The 18,912-nt window shown below is 68.8% G+C and carries 12 protein-coding genes and 2 pseudogenes; 6 read left to right on the top strand and 8 right to left on the bottom strand.

From position 1 onward, the window contains the following. Nucleotides 1-1,028: pseudogene (locus tag JHD82_RS25185) on the top strand (DNA mismatch repair endonuclease MutL); the annotation flags it as partial. Nucleotides 1,029-1,071: 43 nt separating this feature from the next. Here JHD82_RS25185 and JHD82_RS25180 read toward each other — a convergent pair. Both JHD82_RS25180 and JHD82_RS25175 read right to left on the bottom strand, forming a co-directional pair. Continuing rightward, nucleotides 1,072-2,076, bottom strand: coding sequence for a tripartite tricarboxylate transporter substrate binding protein (locus tag JHD82_RS25180; protein WP_154833727.1), 1,005 nt, complete (start codon nt 2,074-2,076; stop codon nt 1,072-1,074). Nucleotides 2,077-2,128: 52 nt separating this feature from the next. Further along, nucleotides 2,129-3,352: a M20 aminoacylase family protein gene (locus JHD82_RS25175; RefSeq protein WP_199139404.1), complete on the bottom strand. Its 1,224-nt coding sequence runs from the start codon at nt 3,350-3,352 to the stop codon at nt 2,129-2,131. Between the two features lie 114 nt (nt 3,353-3,466). On the opposite strand from JHD82_RS25175, the gene JHD82_RS25170 reads away from it, so the two are divergent. Further along, nucleotides 3,467-4,486 carry a LysR family transcriptional regulator gene (locus JHD82_RS25170; protein WP_096916762.1) on the top strand — a complete coding sequence of 340 codons (1,020 nt, stop codon included), beginning with the start codon at nt 3,467-3,469 and terminating at the stop codon, nt 4,484-4,486. A 7-nt stretch (nt 4,487-4,493) separates the two neighbouring features. Here the strand turns inward: JHD82_RS25170 and JHD82_RS25165 are convergent, their stop codons facing one another. From JHD82_RS25165 to JHD82_RS25150, 4 genes are all read right to left on the bottom strand, one after another. Continuing rightward, nucleotides 4,494-5,975, bottom strand: coding sequence for an efflux transporter outer membrane subunit (locus JHD82_RS25165; protein ID WP_199139402.1), 1,482 nt, complete (start codon nt 5,973-5,975; stop codon nt 4,494-4,496). A gap of 28 nt (nt 5,976-6,003) precedes the next feature. After that, nucleotides 6,004-9,255, bottom strand: a complete 3,252-nt coding sequence (locus JHD82_RS25160) for an efflux RND transporter permease subunit (protein ID WP_199139400.1) — start codon at nt 9,253-9,255, stop codon at nt 6,004-6,006. Nucleotides 9,256-9,341: 86 nt separating this feature from the next. Continuing rightward, nucleotides 9,342-10,625, bottom strand: a complete 1,284-nt coding sequence (locus JHD82_RS25155; protein WP_199139398.1) for an efflux RND transporter periplasmic adaptor subunit — start codon at nt 10,623-10,625, stop codon at nt 9,342-9,344. 114 nt (nt 10,626-10,739) lie between these two features. Beyond that, the gene (locus tag JHD82_RS25150; RefSeq protein WP_012206937.1) at nt 10,740-11,600 is read right to left on the bottom strand and encodes an alpha/beta hydrolase; all 861 of its coding nucleotides are present in this window, start codon (nt 11,598-11,600) and stop codon (nt 10,740-10,742) included. Between the two features lie 175 nt (nt 11,601-11,775). Here JHD82_RS25150 and JHD82_RS25145 point away from each other — a divergent pair, with 175 nt between their 5' ends. The 3 genes from JHD82_RS25145 (at nt 11,776) to JHD82_RS25135 (ending at nt 16,110) form a co-directional block, all read left to right on the top strand. Then, nucleotides 11,776-12,690 carry a LysR family transcriptional regulator gene (locus JHD82_RS25145; RefSeq protein ID WP_065347717.1) on the top strand — a complete coding sequence of 305 codons (915 nt, stop codon included), beginning with the start codon at nt 11,776-11,778 and terminating at the stop codon, nt 12,688-12,690. Nucleotides 12,691-13,042: 352 nt separating this feature from the next. After that, nucleotides 13,043-14,386 carry an NADP-specific glutamate dehydrogenase gene (gdhA, locus tag JHD82_RS25140; protein ID WP_199139396.1) on the top strand — a complete coding sequence of 448 codons (1,344 nt, stop codon included), beginning with the start codon at nt 13,043-13,045 and terminating at the stop codon, nt 14,384-14,386. Between the two features lie 185 nt (nt 14,387-14,571). After that, entirely contained in the window at nt 14,572-16,110 is a 1,539-nt protein-coding gene (locus JHD82_RS25135) for an IPTL-CTERM sorting domain-containing protein (RefSeq protein WP_199139394.1), read from the top strand. A 117-nt stretch (nt 16,111-16,227) separates the two neighbouring features. Here the strand turns inward: JHD82_RS25135 and JHD82_RS25130 are convergent, their stop codons facing one another. Together JHD82_RS25130 and JHD82_RS25125 are read right to left on the bottom strand one after the other, a co-directional pair. Next, nucleotides 16,228-17,547, bottom strand: coding sequence for a serine hydrolase (locus JHD82_RS25130; RefSeq protein ID WP_199139392.1), 1,320 nt, complete (start codon nt 17,545-17,547; stop codon nt 16,228-16,230). 111 nt (nt 17,548-17,658) lie between these two features. Beyond that, on the bottom strand, nt 17,659-18,531 hold the full coding sequence (locus tag JHD82_RS25125; protein WP_043819204.1) for a methylglyoxal synthase: 873 nt from the start codon (nt 18,529-18,531) through the stop codon (nt 17,659-17,661). A 149-nt stretch (nt 18,532-18,680) separates the two neighbouring features. Between JHD82_RS25125 and JHD82_RS25120 the strand changes: the two are divergent. Continuing rightward, nucleotides 18,681-18,912: pseudogene (locus JHD82_RS25120) on the top strand (alpha/beta hydrolase); the annotation flags it as partial.

Below are 18,912 nucleotides of genomic sequence, written 5' to 3'. Positions count from 1 at the left end.
CCCCCCCCCCCCCCCCCCCCCCCCCCCCCCCCCCCCCCCCCCCCCCCCCCCCCTTTTTAGATGTGTATAAGAGACAGGAGCTGGCCCCTGCCGCACCGGCCACCGCGCCCAAGGTGGCGGCTCCCGCCTGGCCCCAGGCGCGCATGAGCTTTGGCGATGAACAGGGCGGCCACAAGGTCAGCAACATGGCGGGCCTGTGGGCACCCATGCGTGAACCCGCGCCGGCCCCCGTGGCGCTTCCTGCCCAGACGGCCATGCAGACTGCCGGTGCTGCCGAAGTCGGGGTGGACACGCCCGGCGTGCAATGGCCTGCCGGCGATGTACCCGCCAGCTATGCACCCGCTGCACAGCCCCAGCCAGCCACCGTCTCCGTCTCCGAGCCTTCACCTGCGAACTTCACGCCCCCCGCAGCGGACACCCCTGCCGCTGCCGGGGAAACCATCTGGCCCCTGGGCCGCGCCGTCGCCCAGATCCACGGCGTGTACATCCTGGCCGAGAACGCCCAGGGCATGGTCGTGGTGGACATGCATGCGGCGCACGAGCGCATCGTCTACGAGCAGCTCAAGAATGCCGTGAACGCGGCAGAGCAGATCCCCAGCCAGCCGCTGCTGATTCCCGCCACCTTCGCCGCCACGCCCGAGGAAGTGGCCACGGCCGAGGCCCATGGCGACACGCTGCAGGCCCTGGGCATGGAGGTTTCCCCCTTCTCGCCCAAGACGCTGGCCGTGCGTGCCGTGCCCGCCACCCTGGCCCAGGGCGATGCCGTGGAGCTGGCGCGCAGCGTGCTGGCCGAGCTGGCCCAGCACGACGCCAGCACCGTGGTGCAGCGCGCGCGCAATGAGATCCTGGCCACCATGGCCTGCCACGGCGCCGTGCGCGCCAACCGCCGCCTGACGCTGGACGAGATGAACGCCCTGCTGCGCCAGATGGAAGTCACCGAGCGCTCCGACCAATGCAACCACGGCCGCCCCACCTGGAGGCAGATGAGCATGAAGGAACTGGACGCGCTGTTCCTGCGCGGTCGCTGAACCTGCGCGGCTGCCGTCAGCGCCGTCAGCACCGTCTACACCGTCAGTCGCGCATGTTCGCGAAGGCCGCCAGCTGCTCGTACTTGCGGTCTTCCTCGGCGATCAGGCGCGCCAGGTCCTCGCGGCCCGAGGCGGGCACCATGCCTGCATCTTCCAGGCGCTTGCGCACGGCGGGCTCGGCCAGCGCCTCCTGAAGGGCCGCCGTGATGCGCTGCGCGGTGGCGGCGGGCAGCCCGCGCGGCGCCATCAGCGCAAACCAGCCCACCAATTCATAACCGCGCAGCGGCGCCAGTTCGGCCATGGCCGGAACCTGGGGCAAGGCGGACAGGCGCTGCGCGCTGGTGACCGCCAGCGGCACGATGCGCCCGCTCTGCAAAAACGGTTGCGCCGCCGTGGGCGAGAGCATGGCCAGGTCCAGGCTGCCTCCCGCCAGGTCGCTGGTCAACGGCGCCACGCCGCGGTAGGGCACATGGGTGATGGAAACACCGGCGCGCTGCTTGAACAGCTCTCCCGCGAAATGCAGGGTCGATCCCACGCCCGAGCTGCCGTAGCTGAGCTTGCCGGGCTGGCGGCGCGCCAGCTCCAGCAAGTCGGCCAGGGTCTTCATGCCCAGGCCCGGGCGTGCGGCCAGGATCAGCGGGCTGGTGGCCACCAGGCCCAGCGGCGTGAAATCGCGGCGGCCGTCGTAGCGCTGCGCGGGGTTGACGATGCGCGTGGCCACCAGTTCGTTGCTGGCCCCCACCAGCAGCGTGTAGCCATCGGCCGGTGCGGAGGCCACGCGCTGGGCCGCAATGGCACCGGCCGCCCCGCCCACGTTGTCCACCACCACCGTGCCGCGCAGACGCGCGGCCAGCGCATCGCCCACCACGCGGGCGGCCAGGTCCACCGAACCACCGGCCGGGTATCCGACGACCAGCTTCAAGGGCTTGGCAGGAAAGCTGCCCTGGGCAGCGGCCGGCAAGGCCAGCCCCAGCGCGGCGGCGCCCAGAAGGCTGCGGCGGCTCAGGACCTGGCGAGCCTCGGAGGAGAGAGGAGATGCAGTGCGCATGGTGGCAATCGCAGGTGAAGTCGTGAAAGGAATCCGGTGCGGGCGCGGCGCCTCAGGCGGCGGACAGAAAGCGCCGGGCCAGCTTCACCCAGTAGGTGGCGGCCAGCGGCAGGATGCGGTCGTTGAAGTCGTAGCCGGGGTTGTGGACCATGCAGCCGCCCGTGCCATGCGTGTCACCCACGCCGTTGCCCACGATCAGATAGCTGCCCGGGCATTGTTCGAGCATGAAGGAGAAGTCCTCGCTGCCCGTCAGCGGCTGCAGGTCGGGGATCAGCGCCTGCTCGCCCAGCCAGTCGCGCGCCACCTCGCGGGCGAAGACCGTGCTGGCCGCGTCGTTGACCAGGGCCGGATAGCGCCAGCGGTAGTCCACCACGGCCTCGGCCCCCAGCGTGGCGGCCTGGGCATGGGCCAGGGCGGTGATGCGTTCGCGCAGCAGGGCACGCAGCTCGGGCCGGTAGGCGCGCACGGACAGGCGCAGCTCCACCTCGCCAGGGATCACGTTGGGCGCATCGCCGCCATGGATGGCGCCCACGCTGACCACGGCCATGTCGCGCGGATCGACATTGCGCGAGACCACGGTCTGCAGCGCCAGCACCAGGTGGGCCGCCGCCACCACCGGGTCGGCCGACAGGTGGGGCGCCGAGCCATGGCCGCCCTTGCCGCGCACGGTGATGATCACCGTGTCCGACGAAGCCATGAACGAGCCCTCGCGAAAACCGAACTGCCCCTCGGCAAAGCCCGGCATGTTGTGCAGAGCAAAGATGGCATCGCAGGGGAAAAGATCGAACAGGCCATCCTCCACCATCTTGCGGCCCCCGCCCAGGCCCTCCTCGGCCGGCTGGAAGATCAGGTGCAGCGTGCCGTCGAAGCCGCGCGCCTGGGCCAGCTCGCGCGCGGCGGCCAGCAGGATGGCGGTATGGCCGTCATGCCCGCAGGCATGCATGCGGCCCGCGTGGCGGCTGGCATAGGGCAGGCCGGTCTGCTCGTGGATGGGCAGCGCGTCCATGTCGGCGCGCAGGCCCAGGCGCCGCGTGCCTGCTCCGACCCGCAGCGTGCCGACCACGCCCGTGCCTCCCAGGCCCCGGTGCACTTCGTAGCCCCAGGAGGCCAGGCGCTCGGCCACCAGGTCGCTGGTGGCGAACTCCTCGAAGGCCAGCTCGGGATGGGCATGCAGGTGATGGCGCAGGGCCACCATCTCGGCCTGCGTGGCGCGTATGCCGGCAAGCACCGGATCGGCGGCTTCGGCCGTGGTGGAAACGGGCGGTTCAATGTTCATGCCCGCAGTCTAGGAAGCGTGGGCAGCGGGAGGAAGACCGCCAGCGCCTGCCCTGCCAGGCATTGCCTGTCATCCCCTGAACACCTGCATGCGCCAATCACGGGCATGGCACACATGGCACGAAACCTGCAAGATCGGCCCATGCATTCCCAGCCCCACCCCGATGCCGGTCCCGCCATGAAGCTGCACCAGATGCGCTACCTCGTCGCCGTGGCCGGCTGCGGCAGCGTGCGCGCCGCGTCACGGGCGCTGGGCATCACGCAGTCGGCCATCACCCAGGCCCTGCGCGAACTGGAGGAAGGCCACCGTCTTGCGCTGTTCGAGCGCCAGAGCAGCGGCATCGTCCTCACGCCGGCCGGGCGCACGCTGCTGCGCCACGCCCAGCTGATCACCGGGCAGATGGCCCAGGCCGAGGATGAAATGGCCCGCCTGCGCGACACCTGCGCCGTGGCGCGCCTGTCCGTGGGCGTGACGCCCTGGGTGGGCCAGAGCCTGCTGCCCCATGTGCTGCGCGCCTTCCGCGCCGAACTGCCCCAGGTGCGGCTGGAGCTGTTCGAGGGCCTGTCGGCCGTGGCCCATCCGCGCCTGCGCGAAGGCACGCTGGACCTGCTGATCGGCCGCGTGCCTTCGGGCCCCTCGGGCGGCGACCTGCACGGCACGCCGCTGTTCCGCTACGACGCCACCGTCGTGGCCCGCACCGGCCATCCGCTGGCAGGCGCGCGCTCGCTGGCCGAGCTGATGGACTGCGACTGGCTGCTCAACTACACGCCGCCTGAAGAAGACGACCTGGTGCGGCGTCTGTTCCTGCGCCACGGCCTGCCCGTGCCCGTGGGCCACATCCACCTGGTGCATTCGGCATCGCTGCTGCTGCACCTGATCGCGCACAGCGACATGCTCTCGTTCTGCCCCTGGCCGCTGATCGAATCGGGCGTGCCCCAGGGCACCCTGGTGCCACTGTCCCTGCGCGAGCAGTTCGAGCCCCACACGGTGGGCGTGGTCCAGCGCGGCCACGGCCCCCTGCCCTGGGTGGCCGAGCGCTTCGTGCACCACCTCATGGAGCAGGTCCACGCCTGCCGCCACAGCCCGGACCCGGTGCTGCAGCGTGTGTTCCGCTCCATTGATGTGCTGGCCTGAGGGTGCCTCAGCGCAACGCGGCCTGGGCCACCGGCACGTTCGCCGACTCGCCGGCCGGCACGTCAGCCGGAACATCCCAGCCCCCGCCCAGCGCCCGGATCAGGCCCACGGCTGCCTGGTACTGCGCGGACTTCACCTGCAGCGCCTGGCGGCGGTTGCGCAGTTCGCTGCGGCGCGCATCCAGCAGGTCCAGCTGGCTGACGTAGCCATTGCGGTAGCGCGTGTCCGAAAGGCTGGTGGCGCGCTGGGCGGCCACCACGGCCTGGCCCTGCACGGTGGACTGCTCCTGCAGGATGCGGATGGACGACAGCTGGTCCTCCACCTCCTGGAAGGCCACCAGCGCCTGCTGGCGGTAGGCGGCCAGCGCGGCGTCGAGCTGCGCGCCTGCGGCCTGCACGCCGGCCTCGCGCCGGCCGCCGTCGAACAGCGGCAGCGACAGCAAGGCGCCCACGCCCCAGGAGCGCATGGACCACTTGAACAGATCACCGACCTCGGGCGAGGCATGGCCGGCCGCGCCGGTCAGCGAGATGCTGGGGAACCATGCCGTCTTCGCCACGCCCACGCGCGACTGCGCGGCGAACACGGCGCGCTGCGCAGCCGAGATGTCGGGCCGGCGCATGAGCACCGTGGCCGGCACGCCGGCTGGAATAGAAGGCAGCGCCGTGGTCCAGGCGCCTTCGCCCAGGCCGAAGCGCGAGGCCGAGTCGCCCACAAGCACGGCCAGCGCATGCTCGACCTGGGCGCGCTGGCGGTCCAGCGCCAGCGCATCCGATTCGGTGGCCGACAGCTCGGCCTGGATGCGCGCCACGTCCAGCTCGGCAATGTCGCCGGCCTGCAGCCTTCGCTCCGACAGGCGCAGCGTGTCGCGGTAGGCCTCCACGGTCTCGCGCATCAGGGCGCGCTCGGCGTCCAGCGCGCGCAGCTGCAGATAGGTCTGCGCGACCTCGGCCTGCACGGCCAGCCGCGTGCTTTGCAGCAGGGCCTCGCGGCCCTCGGCGTCCAGCCGCGATGCGTCGGCCGCCTGGGAAATGCGGCCGAACAGATCGACCTCATAGGACAGGTTCAGCCCCGCATTGACCAGGGTGGCAGGCCGCGTGCCCGAGGCCTTGTCCAGCCCCGCGCCGCGCGTGGCCCCTGCGCCCAGGCCCAGTTGGGGCAGGCGCTCGGCATTGGCGCTGCGCGCCAGGGCACGGGCCTCGGCCAGGCGTGCGGCCGCGGCCTGGATGCCCTGGTTGTCCAGCGTGGCCTTGTCCACCAGCGCGTCCAGCGCCGGGTCGGCAAAGGCCAGCCACCATTGGCCGCGTGCCTGGGCTTCGGCGGGCAGGGCCTGGGTCCAGCCCGCCTGCGGCGCGGCGCCCTGCTCCTTGAAGGCGGGGGCGGCCGGCAGCTCGGGCAGGCTCTGGGACACGCTGGCGCAGCCGGCCAGGGCCAGCGCCGCCACCAGGGGCAGCAGACGCCTGGACAGTTTCGAAAGCGATGGGATCTTCATGATCGGTTCCTGTTCTTGTGGTGTGGGCTCATTCATGCTCGCCACGCGCAGCAGAGGGCATGGGCAGCGCGCCGCCACCCGAGGCATGGCCGTGGGCGGGTGCGTTTGCAGGGGCCTCTTGCTCCATCTCGGGCCCATGCTGCTTGAGCGGCCGGTTGCCTGCCAGGCGGCGCATCAGCACGTAGAACACGGGCGTCAGGAACAGGCCGAAGGCCGTCACCCCGATCATTCCCGAGAACACGGCCACGCCCATGGCACGGCGCATTTCCGAGCCCGCGCCCGTGGACAGCACCAGGGGCAGCACGCCCATGACGAAGGCCAGCGAAGTCATCAGGATGGGGCGCAGGCGCAGCCGGCTGGCCTCGATGGCGGCCTGTATGGGCGTGCGGCCCTCGAACTCCAGCTCCCGTGCGAACTCCACGATCAGGATGGCGTTCTTCGCACTCAACCCCACCAGCACGATGAGCCCGATCTGCGTGAAGACATTGCTGTCGCCGCCCGACAGCCAGACGCCGGTCATGGCCGCCAGCAGGCCCATGGGAACGATCAGGATGATGGCAATCGGCAGGGTCAGGCTCTCGTACTGCGCGGCCAGCACCAGGAAGACCAGCAGCAGGGCCAGCGGGAACACGATCACCGCCGAATTGCCGGCCAGGATTTCCTGGTAGGTCAGGTCGGTCCATTCGAAGTCGATGCCCTTGGGCAGGGTCTCGGCCGCGATGCGTTTGATGGCGTCCTGCGCCTGGCCCGAAGAGAAGCCCGGTGCGGCACCGCCGTTGATGTCGGCCGTGAGGTAGCCGTTGTAGCGCATGGCGCGCTCGGGGCCGAAGCTGGAGTCCACCTTCATCAGCGCCGACAGCGGAATCATCTCGCCCGAGCTGGAGCGCACTTTGAGCATGCCCACGTCCTCGGCACGCGCGCGGTAGGGCGCGTCGGCCTGCACGCGGACGCTGTAGGTGCGGCCGAACTTGTTGAAGTCGTTCGCATACAGGCTGCCCAGGTAGATCTGCATGGTGTCGAAGATGTCCGTCACCGGCACGCCGAGCTGGCGCGCCTTGGTGCGGTCGATGTCGGCATACAGCTGGGGCACGTTGACCTGCCAGCTGGTGAACATGCCGGTCAGCTCGGGCGTCTGGTAGGCCTTGGCCATGAAGGCCTTCACGGCCGCATCCATCTGGTCATAGCCCAGGGAGGCGCGGTCTTCCAGCTGCAGCTTGAAGCCGCCCGTCGTGCCCAGGCCCGCCACGGGTGGCGGCGGGAACATGACGATGAAGGCGTCCTGGATGCCCGCGAAGGCCTGGTTGAGCTGGCCGGCCACGGCGCCGCCGCTCTGGTCGGCGCGCTTGCGCTCGTCAAAGGGCTTGAGCGTGGCGAAGACGATGCCCGAGTTGGAGCTGTTGGTGAAGCCGTTGATGGACAGGCCCGGGAAGGCGATGGTGTCCTCCACGTTGGGGTTGTCCTTCATGATCTCGCCCATGCGGCGGATCACCTCGTCCGTGCGGTCCAGCGTGGCGCCGTCGGGCAACTGGGCAAAGCCGATCAGGTACTGCTTGTCCTGCGCGGGCACGAAGCCCGAAGGCACGGCCTTGAACAGGCCGAAGGTCACGGCGATCAGCGCCAGGTAGATGGCCAGCATCAGGGCCTTGCGGGAGATCACGCGGCCCACGCCGCCGCTGTAGGCCTCGGAGCCCCGGTGGAACATGCGGTTGAAGCCGCGGAACAGCCAGCCGAAGGCCCGGTCCATGCCGCGCGTCAGCGCGTCCTTGGGCGCATCGTGGCCGCGCAGCAGCAGGGCCGCCAGCGCGGGCGACAGCGTCAGCGAGTTGATGGCCGAGATCACCGTGGAGATGGCGATGGTCACCGCGAACTGCTTGTAGAACTGGCCCGTGAGGCCGCTGATGAAGGCCAGCGGAACGAACACGGCGACCAGCACCAGGGCGATGGCGATGATGGGGCCCGAGACCTCGCGCATGGCGCGGTAGGTGGCGTTGCGCGGCGTCAGCCCCGCCTCGATGTTGCGCTCCACGTTCTCGACCACGACGATGGCGTCATCCACCACGATGCCGATGGCCAGCACCAGGCCGAACAGGCTCAGCGCGTTGATGGAAAAGCCCAGCAGATGCAGCACGGCGAAGGTGCCGATCACCGACACCGGCACGGCCAGCAGCGGGATGATGGAGGCGCGCCAGGTCTGCAGGAACAGGATCACCACCAGCACCACGAGCACGATGGCCTCCAGCAGCGTGTGCACCACCGATTCGATGGAGGCGCGCACGAACTGCGTGGGATCGTAGGCGATGCGGTACTCCAGGCCCTCGGGCATGTTCTTGTTCAGGGCCTCCATGGTCTTGCGCACGTTGGCCGAGATTTCCAGCGCATTGGAGCCCGGCGCCTGGAACACGCCCATGCCCACCGCCGGGTCGTTGTTCAGCAGCGAGCGCAGCGAATAGTCGGCCGCGCCCATCTCCAGGCGGCCGATGTCGCGCAGGCGGGTCACGGCGCCGTCGGAGCCGCTCTTGACGATGATGTCGCCGAAGTCCTCCTCGCTTTGCAGGCGGCCCTGGGCGTTGATGGACAGTTGCATATCCACGCCCGGCAGTCCCGGCGAGGCGCCGACCACGCCGGCCGCAGCCTGCACGTTCTGGCCGCGGATGGCAGCCACCACATCGCTGGCCGACAGGCCGCGCTGCGCCACCTTCTGCGGGTCCAGCCACACGCGCATGGCGTAGTCGCCGCCGCCGAAGATCTGGATCTGGCCCACGCCCTCGATGCGCGCCAGCGGGTCCTTCACGTTCAGCACTGCGTAGTTGCGCAGGTAGTTGATGTCATAGCGCTGGTTGGGCGAGACCAGGTGCACCACCATGGTCAGGTCGGGTGCGCTCTTGACCGTGGTGATGCCCAGGCGGCGCACCTCTTCCGGCAGGCGCGGCTCGGCCTGCGAGACGCGGTTTTGCACCATCTGCTGCGCCTTGTCGGGGTCGGTGCCCAGGCGGAAGGTGACGGTCAGCGTCATCACGCCGTCGCTGGTGGCCTGGCTGCCCATGTAGAGCATGCCTTCGACGCCGTTGATCTGCTCTTCCAGCGGCGTGGCCACGGTCTCGGCGATCACCTTGGGATTGGCGCCCGGATACTGGGCGCGCACCACCACGGACGGCGGCGCGACCTCGGGGTATTCCGAGATCGGCAGTCCGCCCATGGCGATCAGGCCGGCGATCAGCATCAGCAGCGAAAGCACGCCTGCGAAGATCGGCCGGTCAATGAAGAATTTGGATAGGTTCATGGTGTTTGGCTCCGCCACGGCAAAGCGCGGCCCATGCCGCCTGCGGTCAGGCGGCATTTCAGAGGCAGGAAAGGTGTGCGGCTAGATCAGGACTTGGTTGCGTCAGCCACTTGTTCGGCTGCCTGCCGGGTGCCCGGCTGGCGGGCATCGGCCCGCGCATCCATGGACACCTCCTTGGGCGCGACCAGGGCGCCGGGGCGGATGTGCTGCAGTCCGTTGACGACCACGCGCTCGCCGGGCTGCAGGCCCTGGGTCACGTTGCGCAGGCCGTTGACCGAGGCGCCCAGGGCCACCTCGCGGTAGACGGCCTTATTGTCGCCGCCCACCACCATCACGTACTTCTTGCTCTGGTCCGTGCCGATGGCGCGCTCGCTGACCAGCAGCATGCTGCTGTCGCGCGCCTGGCCCATGCGGATGCGGGCAAACTGGCCGGGCATGAGGGCGCCATCCTTGTTGTCGAAGGCGGCGCGCACGCGCACCGTGCCGCTTCGGGCATCGACCTGGTTGTCGATCAGCTGCAGCCGGCCCTCGAAGGGCGTGCTGCCGGCCGTGGCCGTGCCCATCTGCACGGGAATGCTGTCGATCCTGGCGCGGTTGCCCGCGCCGCCGCCGAGCTCCTTGAGCGCGCGCGTGATGACCTGCTCATCGGCATCGAAGCTCGCATAGATGGGGCTGACCGAGACCAGCGTGGTCAGCACCGGCGCGCCCGGGCCTGCGGCCACCAGGTTGCCCACGGTGATCTCGCGCTTGCCGATGCGGCCCGACACGGGGGCGCGCACCTGGGTGTAGCCCAGGTTCAGCCGCGCCGATTGCAGGGATGCCTGGGCCGCGCGCAGATTGGCCTCGGCCTCGCTGCCCGCGTTGATGCGCTCGTCCAGCTCGCGCTGGGCAATCGCCCGCTCGTCCCACAGGCGGCGTGCGCGCTCCTGCTCGCTGCGCGCATAGGACTGGCGTGCCTGGGCCGAGGCTACCTGCGCCTCGGCACGCTCGACCTCGGCCGCATACGGTGCGGGGTCGATGGTGATCAGCAGATCGCCCTGCTTGACCAGCGCGCCCTCGCGAAAGTGCACGGCCTGCACGGCGCCAGCCACGCGCGAGCGGATGTCCACGCGCTCCACGGCTTCAAGGCGGCCCGAGAACTCGTCCCAGGCGGTGACCTCGCTTTCGGCGACCGTGGCCACGGACACGGGCGTGGCGGCGGGCTGAGCGCTGGCGGGCGCGTCATCGGCCTTGGCTTCGATGCCGTGCAGGCCGAACAGGCCGGCGCTGACGGCGAGGATGGCCGCTGCGGCGGCAGGCAGCCTCCAGCCCTTGCGCTGGGCCGAAGCGAAAGAAGGGGAAGAAGAGGATGAGGTGGATTCGGTGGACATGGTGTTTTTTTGCGAAATTCAGGGAACACGATGCCCGCCCGGCGCCTGAACGCGCCGGGAAGGCGGAAGGGGAAAACGGGGCAGCAGGTGTCGCCGGCTGCGGCGGCGCGGGGCCTAGCCCGGTGCTGCGGGCTTGTTCATGGTGGCCTCGAAGAAGTCATGCACATGCTGGAACACGGCGGCGCTGCAGGCCGTACAGGCCTCGGCCTCGGACAGGGCCTGAGGCCAGTTCGACGCGCTGGGCAGCACATGGCTGCTGGCTGTCACCCCGGCCGCGCGCAGGCGGGCCGCATAGGCCTGGGCCTCGTCGCGCAGCGGGTCGTCACCACCCACCAGCACCAGGGCCGGCGGCAGCTGGGCCAGGCGCAGCGAGCTGCCGGGCACGGCATAGGGATGCATGGCGTCCTTGGGGCAGCTCAGGTACTCGCGCCAGCCCGTGGCCCAGCGGCATTCGCCGGCCTCGGGCGTGGCCTCGCGCTGCGAGGCGGTGCCGGTGCAGGGATCGAGCATGGGCGACACCAGGATCTGGCCCGCCAGCGGCGGATGGCCCCGGTCGCGCGAGATCACGGCCACGGCGGCGGCCAGGTTGCCGCCAGCTTCTTCACCCGCGAGGAACAGCGGCGCGCCCTTGCCCGCCATCTTCACGCGGTGCTTGTACAGCCACTGCAGCACGGCGTAGCCCACCTCGATGGGCTGGGGAAACGGATGCTCGGGCGCCAGCGGGTAGGCCAGCGACACCACGACGGCGCCCGCCTCGGCCAGCAGCCGGCCGATGTAGCGCCCGTTGTCCAGCGTGCCGCAGACAAAGGTGCCGCCATGGAAATGCAGCACCAGCGGCGAGACCGTGCCGGGCCTGCGCTGGCCATAGGCGCGCGCAGCCACGGTGCCGTGCTCGGGCAGCTCGATGGAGAATTCTGTTTCGGCAATCTGCGCCCCGGCGGCGGGGCCGTTCGGAAGCGACGGGGAAGTGGACATGGCGCGAACCTGCGGCAATGGTCGATGGTTGGAATATAGGCGGCGCCGGCCATGTCTGAAATAGCAACGCAGCCATCGCTCTGTTTCCGTTTCACGAACAATCGCCCGATACCGCGCATGTGAGAATTCCGCCGAGCCGGCATTCCCTTGCCGGGCGCTGCAGGAGCAACTTTCCATGGACCAGATCCAGGCCATGCGTGTCTTCGTTCGCGTGGTGGAAGCAGGCAACTTCACCCGCGCCGCCGATTCGCTGGACCTGCCCAAGGGCACGGTCACCAAACAGATACAGGCGCTGGAGGCGCGCGTGCGCGTCAAGCTGCTCAACCGCACGACGCGGCGCGTCACCGTCACGCCCGATGGCGCGGCCTACTACGAACGCGCGGCACGCCTGCTCAACGACTTCGACGATCTCGAAGCCAGCATGGTCAACACCCAGACCGCGCCCAGCGGGCGGCTGCGGCTGGACGTGGGCAGCTCCATGGCCCGGCTGATCATCATTCCGGCGCTGACCGAATTCTGCGAACGCTACCCCGACATACAGATCGACCTGGGCGTGGGCGACCGCCTGGTGGACCTGATCAGCGACAACGTGGACTGCGTGATCCGCGGGGGCGAGCTCAGCGACCAGTCCCTGGTGGCGCGGCGCATCGGCTCGATGAACTGGATCACCGTGGCCTCGCCCGCCTACCTGGCACGCCATGGCGTGCCCCAGCATCCGTCCGAGCTGGATACGAAGCACCAGATCGTCGCCTTCTTCTCGGGCCATACGCGGCGCATGTACCCGCTGGAATTCCAGCGGGGCGATGAATCCATCGAGGTGGCAGGCAACTACCGCATCGCGGCCAACGACAGCAATGCCTACACGGCCGCCGTGCTGGCGGGCTTTGGCATCGCGCAGCTGGTCACGGCCTTTGCCCAGCCGCTGATCGACAGCGGCGAACTGGTCGAGGTGCTGCCGGAATGGACCCAGCCGCCGCTGCCCATTCACGTGGTCTATCCGCCCAACCGCCACCTCAGCGCCAAGGTGCGGGCCTTCGTGGACTGGGCGGCCGACCTGTTCGCGCGCCATCCCCAGCTGCAGCGCAGCTGAAAGGCCGTCGATGGGATGGCCGGGCGGGCCCAAGCCCCGTCCGGCTGCAAGGCCTTCCTAGCCACTCTTCATGTCAGCTGGCATGGCGCCCGCCATTCCCATTCGCCATGACCATGCACGCCACCGGATACGGCTGATCCAGGCCGCGGCCTGCGCGCTCACTGCGGCGCGCAGGCCCTGCCCATGCACCAAATACCGCCAGCGCCTCTTGGGAAATGCACCGAAAAACGGCATTCAGGCACCAAGCACGGGCACCGTTCACCAAAACGATGCATGACGGCATAACTTTTTGGCATAATTTTGGTTTGCACTCACCCCTTCCCGCAGCCGTTTTTTAGTCAGAGGTTTTTCCATGAAGTACGAGTCCGTCGGCCAATTCCTTGAAGAAGTGGCGCAACGCAACCCCGGCCAGCCCGAATTCCTGCAAGCCGTCACCGAAGTGATGGAAAGCCTGTGGCCCTTCATCGAGAAGAACCCCAAGTACGCCGAGCACGGACTGCTGGAGCGTCTGGTCGAGCCCGAGCGCGTGGTCATGTTCCGCGTGAGCTGGACCGACGACAAGGGCCAGGTGCAGGTCAACCGCGGCTTCCGCATCCAGCACAGCATGGCCATCGGCCCCTACAAGGGCGGCCTGCGTTTCCATCCCTCGGTCACGCTGTCCGTGCTCAAGTTCCTGGCCTTCGAGCAGACCTTCAAGAACGCGCTGACCACGCTGCCCATGGGCGGCGGCAAGGGCGGCTCGGACTTCGATCCCAAGGGCAAGAGCCCCGCCGAAGTCATGCGCTTTTGCCAGGCCTTCGTCACCGAGCTGTTCCGCCACGTGGGCCCGGACACCGACGTGCCGGCAGGCGACATCGGCGTGGGCGGCCGCGAAGTGGGCTTCATGGCCGGCATGTACAAGAAGCTGTCCAACAGCGCCGCCAGCGTGTTCACGGGCAAGGGCCTGTCCTTCGGCGGCTCGCTGATCCGCCCCGAAGCCACCGGCTACGGCACCGTCTACTTCGCCCAGGAAATGCTGGCCACGCGCGGCCAGTCCTTCGCAGGCAAGACCGTCTCGGTCTCGGGTTCGGGCAACGTGGCCCAGTACGCCGTGGAGAAGGCCCTGCAACTGGGCGCCAAGGTCGTGTCGGTCTCCGACTCCTCGGGCACCGTGTATGACCAGGACGGCTTCACCACCGAGAAGCTGGCCATCCTCATGGACGTGAAGAACCACCGCTACGGCCGCGTGGACGAGTACGCCAAGCTGGTGGGCGCCGAGTTCCTGCGCGGCAAGACGCCGTGGCACCTGAAGGTGGACGTGGCCCTGCCCTGCGCCACGCAGAACGAACTGACCGAGGAAGACGCCAAGGTGCTGATCGCCAACGGCGTGGTCTGCGTGGCCGAAGGCGCCAACATGCCCTCGACCATCGAAGCCGCCAAGGCCTTCGAGAAGGCCGGCGTGCTGTACGCACCGGGCAAGGCCAGCAACGCCGGTGGCGTGGCCACCTCGGGCCTGGAGATGAGCCAGAACGCGGCCCGCCTGTCCTGGCCCGCCGAGGAAGTCGATGCCCGCCTGCTGCAGATCATGCAATGCATCCACGCCGCCTGCCTGAAGTACGGCAAGCGCGAGGACGGCACGGTCAGCTACATCGACGGCGCCAACATCGCCGGCTTCGTCAAGGTGGCCGACGCCATGCTGGCCCAGGGCGTGATCTGAACATCAACGCTCCCCATCCCTGACGAAAGCCCATGCAGCCTGCTGCATGGGCTTTTTTCATGGCAGGCCCGCACCACAGAAAGCGCGACGGCCTTCGCTATTGACAGCCAATTCTCAGAATTGCTCAGATTCGCCGGCCAACGGGAGAGGACACTCAGCGCGCCCTGTCTCCACCCCCGTTCCCCATGCTCCCTGGACCCATCACCAAAGCGCTGCTCGTCGGCGCCGCTGCCCTGTCGCTGGGCAATGCCTTCGCCTATGAATCCCTCGGCTTCAAACCCAATCTGGATGCCAACGGCTACTGCATATCCACGACTGACACGACGCCTTCATCGCCCAGCTATCTTTTCTCTGCACAGATGACCAGTGGCGTCATCCGCTGCGGAACCGACAGCAGCGGCTGGATGAGCTTTCGCATCAGCGGCACGGCCTATCCCTTTGCCTCCTGGGCCGTGACGGCTCTCTCCGGAAAGATCAATTTCCAATCGTTCGTGATGCGCAACAGCACGGCCAATCCGTTGCCACTGACCATCACATCGGGCGCCGTGACGTACAGCAAGACGGCGCCTGTGGGCATCTCCACCATCACGCTGGACGAGCCCATCACCAACAGCGGCGCCGTGGAGATCACTTTCTCGGCCACCGACATCGTGGGCGTGGACCTGCAGTCCGTTTCCGTCGAATCCTTCATTCCCCTGAGCATCAGCCCCGCGACCTTGCCCAGCCCCCAGGTCGGCAGCCTGTACTCCCGGACGCTGACGGCAACCGGCGGCCTGGGCGCCCCCTACACGTTTGCACTGCAAAGCGGAACGCTGCCTGTAGGCCTTGAGCTCGACCCCGCCACAGGCACGATCAGCGGCACGCCCACGGCCGCAGGCAGCACCTCGTTCACGATCCGGGTCACCGACAGCAAAGCCAATACGCTGGACCACAGCTACACGCTCAATCCCATCAAGATCCCCGAGCCCCAGGCAGCCACCGTGACCGCGGCGCCGACAGCCGTCGCTGTGGGCGAAACCACCACCCTGACCCTGAGCGGCGGCATAGGCAATGCCGTCCCCGCTTTCCAGCTCCTGAGCGGGCCATGTACGGTCAGCGGCAACCAGCTGACCGGCACGGCCACCGGCACCTGCGTCGTGCGGGGGACCAAGGCCAGCAGCGATCCCTTGAACTACGCAGCCGCAACCGGCACCGTCTCCGTGACTGTTCTCGGCCTCACACAGCACGCCGATGGAACGAGCCGGACACAGTTCACGCAAGGCCAGCCCAATGGCACCTGCACGTTCCGCCATGTCGCATTCACCAGCGCCCTGCCCGGCCCCTTGCCCGCCGGCTTCACGGCCGTGCCCGACATGCCCAGGCCCGTGCTGGAGTTTGAGACCCGGGACTGCACCGTCGGCGACACGCTGACCATGCAGGTGACGCATGCAGACGTGCCCGCAGGTGCCGTTCTGCTGAAATGGAAGCCGCTGGCAACGCCTGCCCAGTGGGTGAAGATTTCCAGCTTCAATGGTGGCACTGCCAGCTACACCGTCACGGACGGCGGCGATGGCGACGATGACGGAGCCCAGGACGGCGCCATCCTCGACCCCGTGGTCGTGGCCATGCCTGCGGCAGCCGCCACCACCACCGCAGTGCCCACCCTGTCGCAGTGGTGCCTGATAGCCATGTCGGCCCTGCTGGCCCTGTTCGGCATGACCCGGATGCGGCGCCGCCAGGTCTGACGCGTGCGCTCCATTGCGGGCCGTGCCAGGCGGTCAGAAACCGGCCCGGCCTGCCCGCGGGCCGAAGGCAACGTGTTTGCGCACGCTGCCTTTTTTCATGCCTGCGACCTGTTCCTGCTACCTGTCGCGCACCGCATCGGCCAGCGCCGCCCAGGCCTTGAGCGTCAGCGCATGCGTGAAGGCCGCGCCCGCCACCGGGTGCGATGACAGCTTGACCACCACCATCTGCGCGGCCGGGTTCACGTGGATGAACTGGCCGTGTATGCCGGCGGCCTCGTAGGCGCCATCGGCGTTGTGCAGCACCCACCACTGGTTGCGGTAGCTGTAGCCGGGCCGCGCGGCCTGGATGCCGCGGAACTTGAACTGCTCGCGGTCGCCGCCGCGCGCAATGTCGTCCAGCACCGCCTTGTCGAAAATCTTGTGGCCGTTGAAGCTGCCGCCCAGGCGCAGCATCTCGCCCACGCGCGCCAGGTCACGCGCCGTGGCGTTCAGGCCCGCGCCCTGCAGCGGCGTGCCGGTGCTGTCCACCATCACATAGGCGTCTTCCTGCATGCCCAGCTTCTGCCAGATGTTCTCGCTCATGAGATCGCTCCAGCGCCGGCCCGTGACGCGCGAGACGATCCAGCCCAGCACCTCGGAATGCACGGTGCGGTAGACAAAGCCCTCGCCATGCGTGCCTTCCTTGGGCAGCGTCTTGAGGAAGTCGTACACATTGGTCGGCCCCGCGTAGCCGGGCGGACGCGGCAACATGCCCGAGGCCCAGGAGTAGCCGAAGATCTCGGTCTTGGGGTCGGTGTAGTCCTCGCGAAAGCGCACGGCACCCGTCATGTCCATGACCTGGCGCACCGTCATGTCGCCCCAGGCCGAGCCTTCCAGCTCGGGCACGTATTTAGTGACCAGGGCCTGGGGGTCGATGCGCCCCTCGTGGGCCAGTTGCGCGGCCATCAGGCCGGTGAACGACTTGGTGACCGAGAACAGCAGGTGCGGCGAGCTGGCCTGCATCTGGTTCTGGTAGCGCTCGAAGACCACCCGCCCCTTGTGCAGGACCACGATGGCGTCGGTATAGGTGCGGTCCAGCCACTGGTCAACGGTGACGGGCTGGCCCTTGTCGTCGTCAAAGCGCAGGCCGCCCAGGGACATGGGCGCTTCGGGCAGGGCCGAGGGCGCCGCCGCGCCGCGCCGGATGTTCTGCGTGGGCTGGATTTCGCGCAGGTGCTGCACCACCCAGCGCAGCTGCGGATAGCGGTAGCCGTTGGACACATCCACACGCTTGTCGGCGGCCGGTGGAAAGCCCTGCATCAGCCCCAGTTGCTCCAGGCGCACGCTGTCGGGCGGCGGCAGCGCAGGTGCTGCCGGGGCCTGAGCTGCAGCCCAGCCGGGCAGCAGCGCCAGCAGGGCCATGGCATGCCGGGAACGCCGAAAGAGCTGACTGACCATCGCTGTCTCCTTGATTTTTTGGAAACAGCCAGTCTTGCAGAAAGACCCCTGCGGGTCATGGGTGTTCGCCCGCCCGCAGGCCGGCGGGCTGTCGTCTGCGCGACGCCTGTTTCAGCGGCGCATCAGGGCGGAATCGCACCAGCGCTGGGCGACCTGGGGCGAGGTCATGCAGACCGTGTCGTGCGTCACCGTGGTCACGGCGCGCTCCAGCAGCTGGATGTCGGCCTCGTGCTGGCGCGCCACATGCGGGTCCTCGAAGAAGATCACGCGCTGGCAGCGGCGGTCCAGCACCAGGTCGGCGATCTGCGCATCGCCGCCCAGCGGGCCGCTGTTGTAGCGGTCCACCCAGGGCCGGTCCTCGGGCCAGCCACGGCTCCAGGCCATCTCGTTGAGCCTCTGGCCCGTGGTTCCCGTGCCCACGCGCCGGCCAAAGCGCGACAGCAGCTCGAAGTTGCGCGCCGCGAAATCCAGCATGGTGGGCTTGAGCGCATCGTGGGCGATCAGCGCCAGCGTCTGCTGCGCATAGTCATGGAAGCGCTGCGCGCCCGCATCCCTGGGAAGGCCGGCATGGATGCGCTCCATCTCGATCCAGTCGCGCGCCGAGGCCACGGTGGACAGGAAGGGCTTGCCGTGGATCACGCATTGGCGCTTGAGAGCCACGGCCTCGGGGAAGATGGAGGACGGATCGACCGGGTCGGTCAGATAAATGGCGCCGTCAATCGTGCGCTCGTCGCCTTCCACGCCCACCACCTCGGCCACCAGCTTCATCAGCCCGCCTTCGCGGCCATAGGGATAGCGGCGCAGGCCCCGGTAGGACGCCAGCATGCCGGCGGCCTGGATGGCGTCGAAGGTACGGCCCACGGCATGCAGGCCCAGCTGCAGCTCGCGGATGCCGGACTCGCAGGCGCGCAGCCAGCCGAACAGTGCGGCATCCTCGGTTTGGTGGTGGATTCGGTTGGCGGCCAGGCCCAGGCGTATCGGCATACAGGTTCACTCATCAACAGTGGGGAGAGGTCCGCATCGCCTTGTCGGCCCGCGAACCAGCGGCAAGAATAGCGCCAATCCATGACAGCGCCGGCCCGCAGGGCAGCGGCGCTGAACTTTTGGCCGGCCCGTGCATCCATTGTTGCGTCATGCCCTCAATGCTTCCCTTTCTGTGGCCCCGAAGGCGCCTGCACCGGATCACGGCGGCGCTGGGCGTGGCCGCGCTGCTGGCAGCCAGCGGCTGCTCCGTGCTGGACACCAAGCAGCGCGAATGGATCTTCCAGCCCAGCGACCGCAGCTGGCCCGGCGCCAACACGGCGGGCATGGAAGATGTCTGGATCGACATGCCAGCGCAGGACGGCGCCCGCCTGCATGCGCTGT

Source organism: Delftia sp. ASV31 (assembly GCF_016428765.1).
Lineage (GTDB): Bacteria > Pseudomonadota > Gammaproteobacteria > Burkholderiales > Burkholderiaceae_C > Comamonas > Comamonas acidovorans.
The sequence above is the reverse complement of the archived record's forward strand: the minus strand, read 5'-3'. Positions and strand labels throughout refer to the sequence as shown.

Coding starts and splice junctions, on each gene's coding strand:
- JHD82_RS25180 (WP_154833727.1), bottom strand. CDS start 2,076: ATGCGCACTGCATCTCCTCTCTCCTCCGAGGCTCGCCAGGTCCTGAGC.
- JHD82_RS25175 (WP_199139404.1), bottom strand. CDS start 3,352: ATGAACATTGAACCGCCCGTTTCCACCACGGCCGAAGCCGCCGATCCG.
- JHD82_RS25170 (WP_096916762.1), top strand. CDS start 3,467: ATGGCACGAAACCTGCAAGATCGGCCCATGCATTCCCAGCCCCACCCC.
- JHD82_RS25165 (WP_199139402.1), bottom strand. CDS start 5,975: ATGAAGATCCCATCGCTTTCGAAACTGTCCAGGCGTCTGCTGCCCCTG.
- JHD82_RS25160 (WP_199139400.1), bottom strand. CDS start 9,255: ATGAACCTATCCAAATTCTTCATTGACCGGCCGATCTTCGCAGGCGTG.
- JHD82_RS25155 (WP_199139398.1), bottom strand. CDS start 10,625: ATGTCCACCGAATCCACCTCATCCTCTTCTTCCCCTTCTTTCGCTTCG.
- JHD82_RS25150 (WP_012206937.1), bottom strand. CDS start 11,600: ATGTCCACTTCCCCGTCGCTTCCGAACGGCCCCGCCGCCGGGGCGCAG.
- JHD82_RS25145 (WP_065347717.1), top strand. CDS start 11,776: ATGGACCAGATCCAGGCCATGCGTGTCTTCGTTCGCGTGGTGGAAGCA.
- gdhA (WP_199139396.1), top strand. CDS start 13,043: ATGAAGTACGAGTCCGTCGGCCAATTCCTTGAAGAAGTGGCGCAACGC.
- JHD82_RS25135 (WP_199139394.1), top strand. CDS start 14,572: ATGCTCCCTGGACCCATCACCAAAGCGCTGCTCGTCGGCGCCGCTGCC.
- JHD82_RS25130 (WP_199139392.1), bottom strand. CDS start 17,547: ATGGTCAGTCAGCTCTTTCGGCGTTCCCGGCATGCCATGGCCCTGCTG.
- JHD82_RS25125 (WP_043819204.1), bottom strand. CDS start 18,531: ATGCCGATACGCCTGGGCCTGGCCGCCAACCGAATCCACCACCAAACC.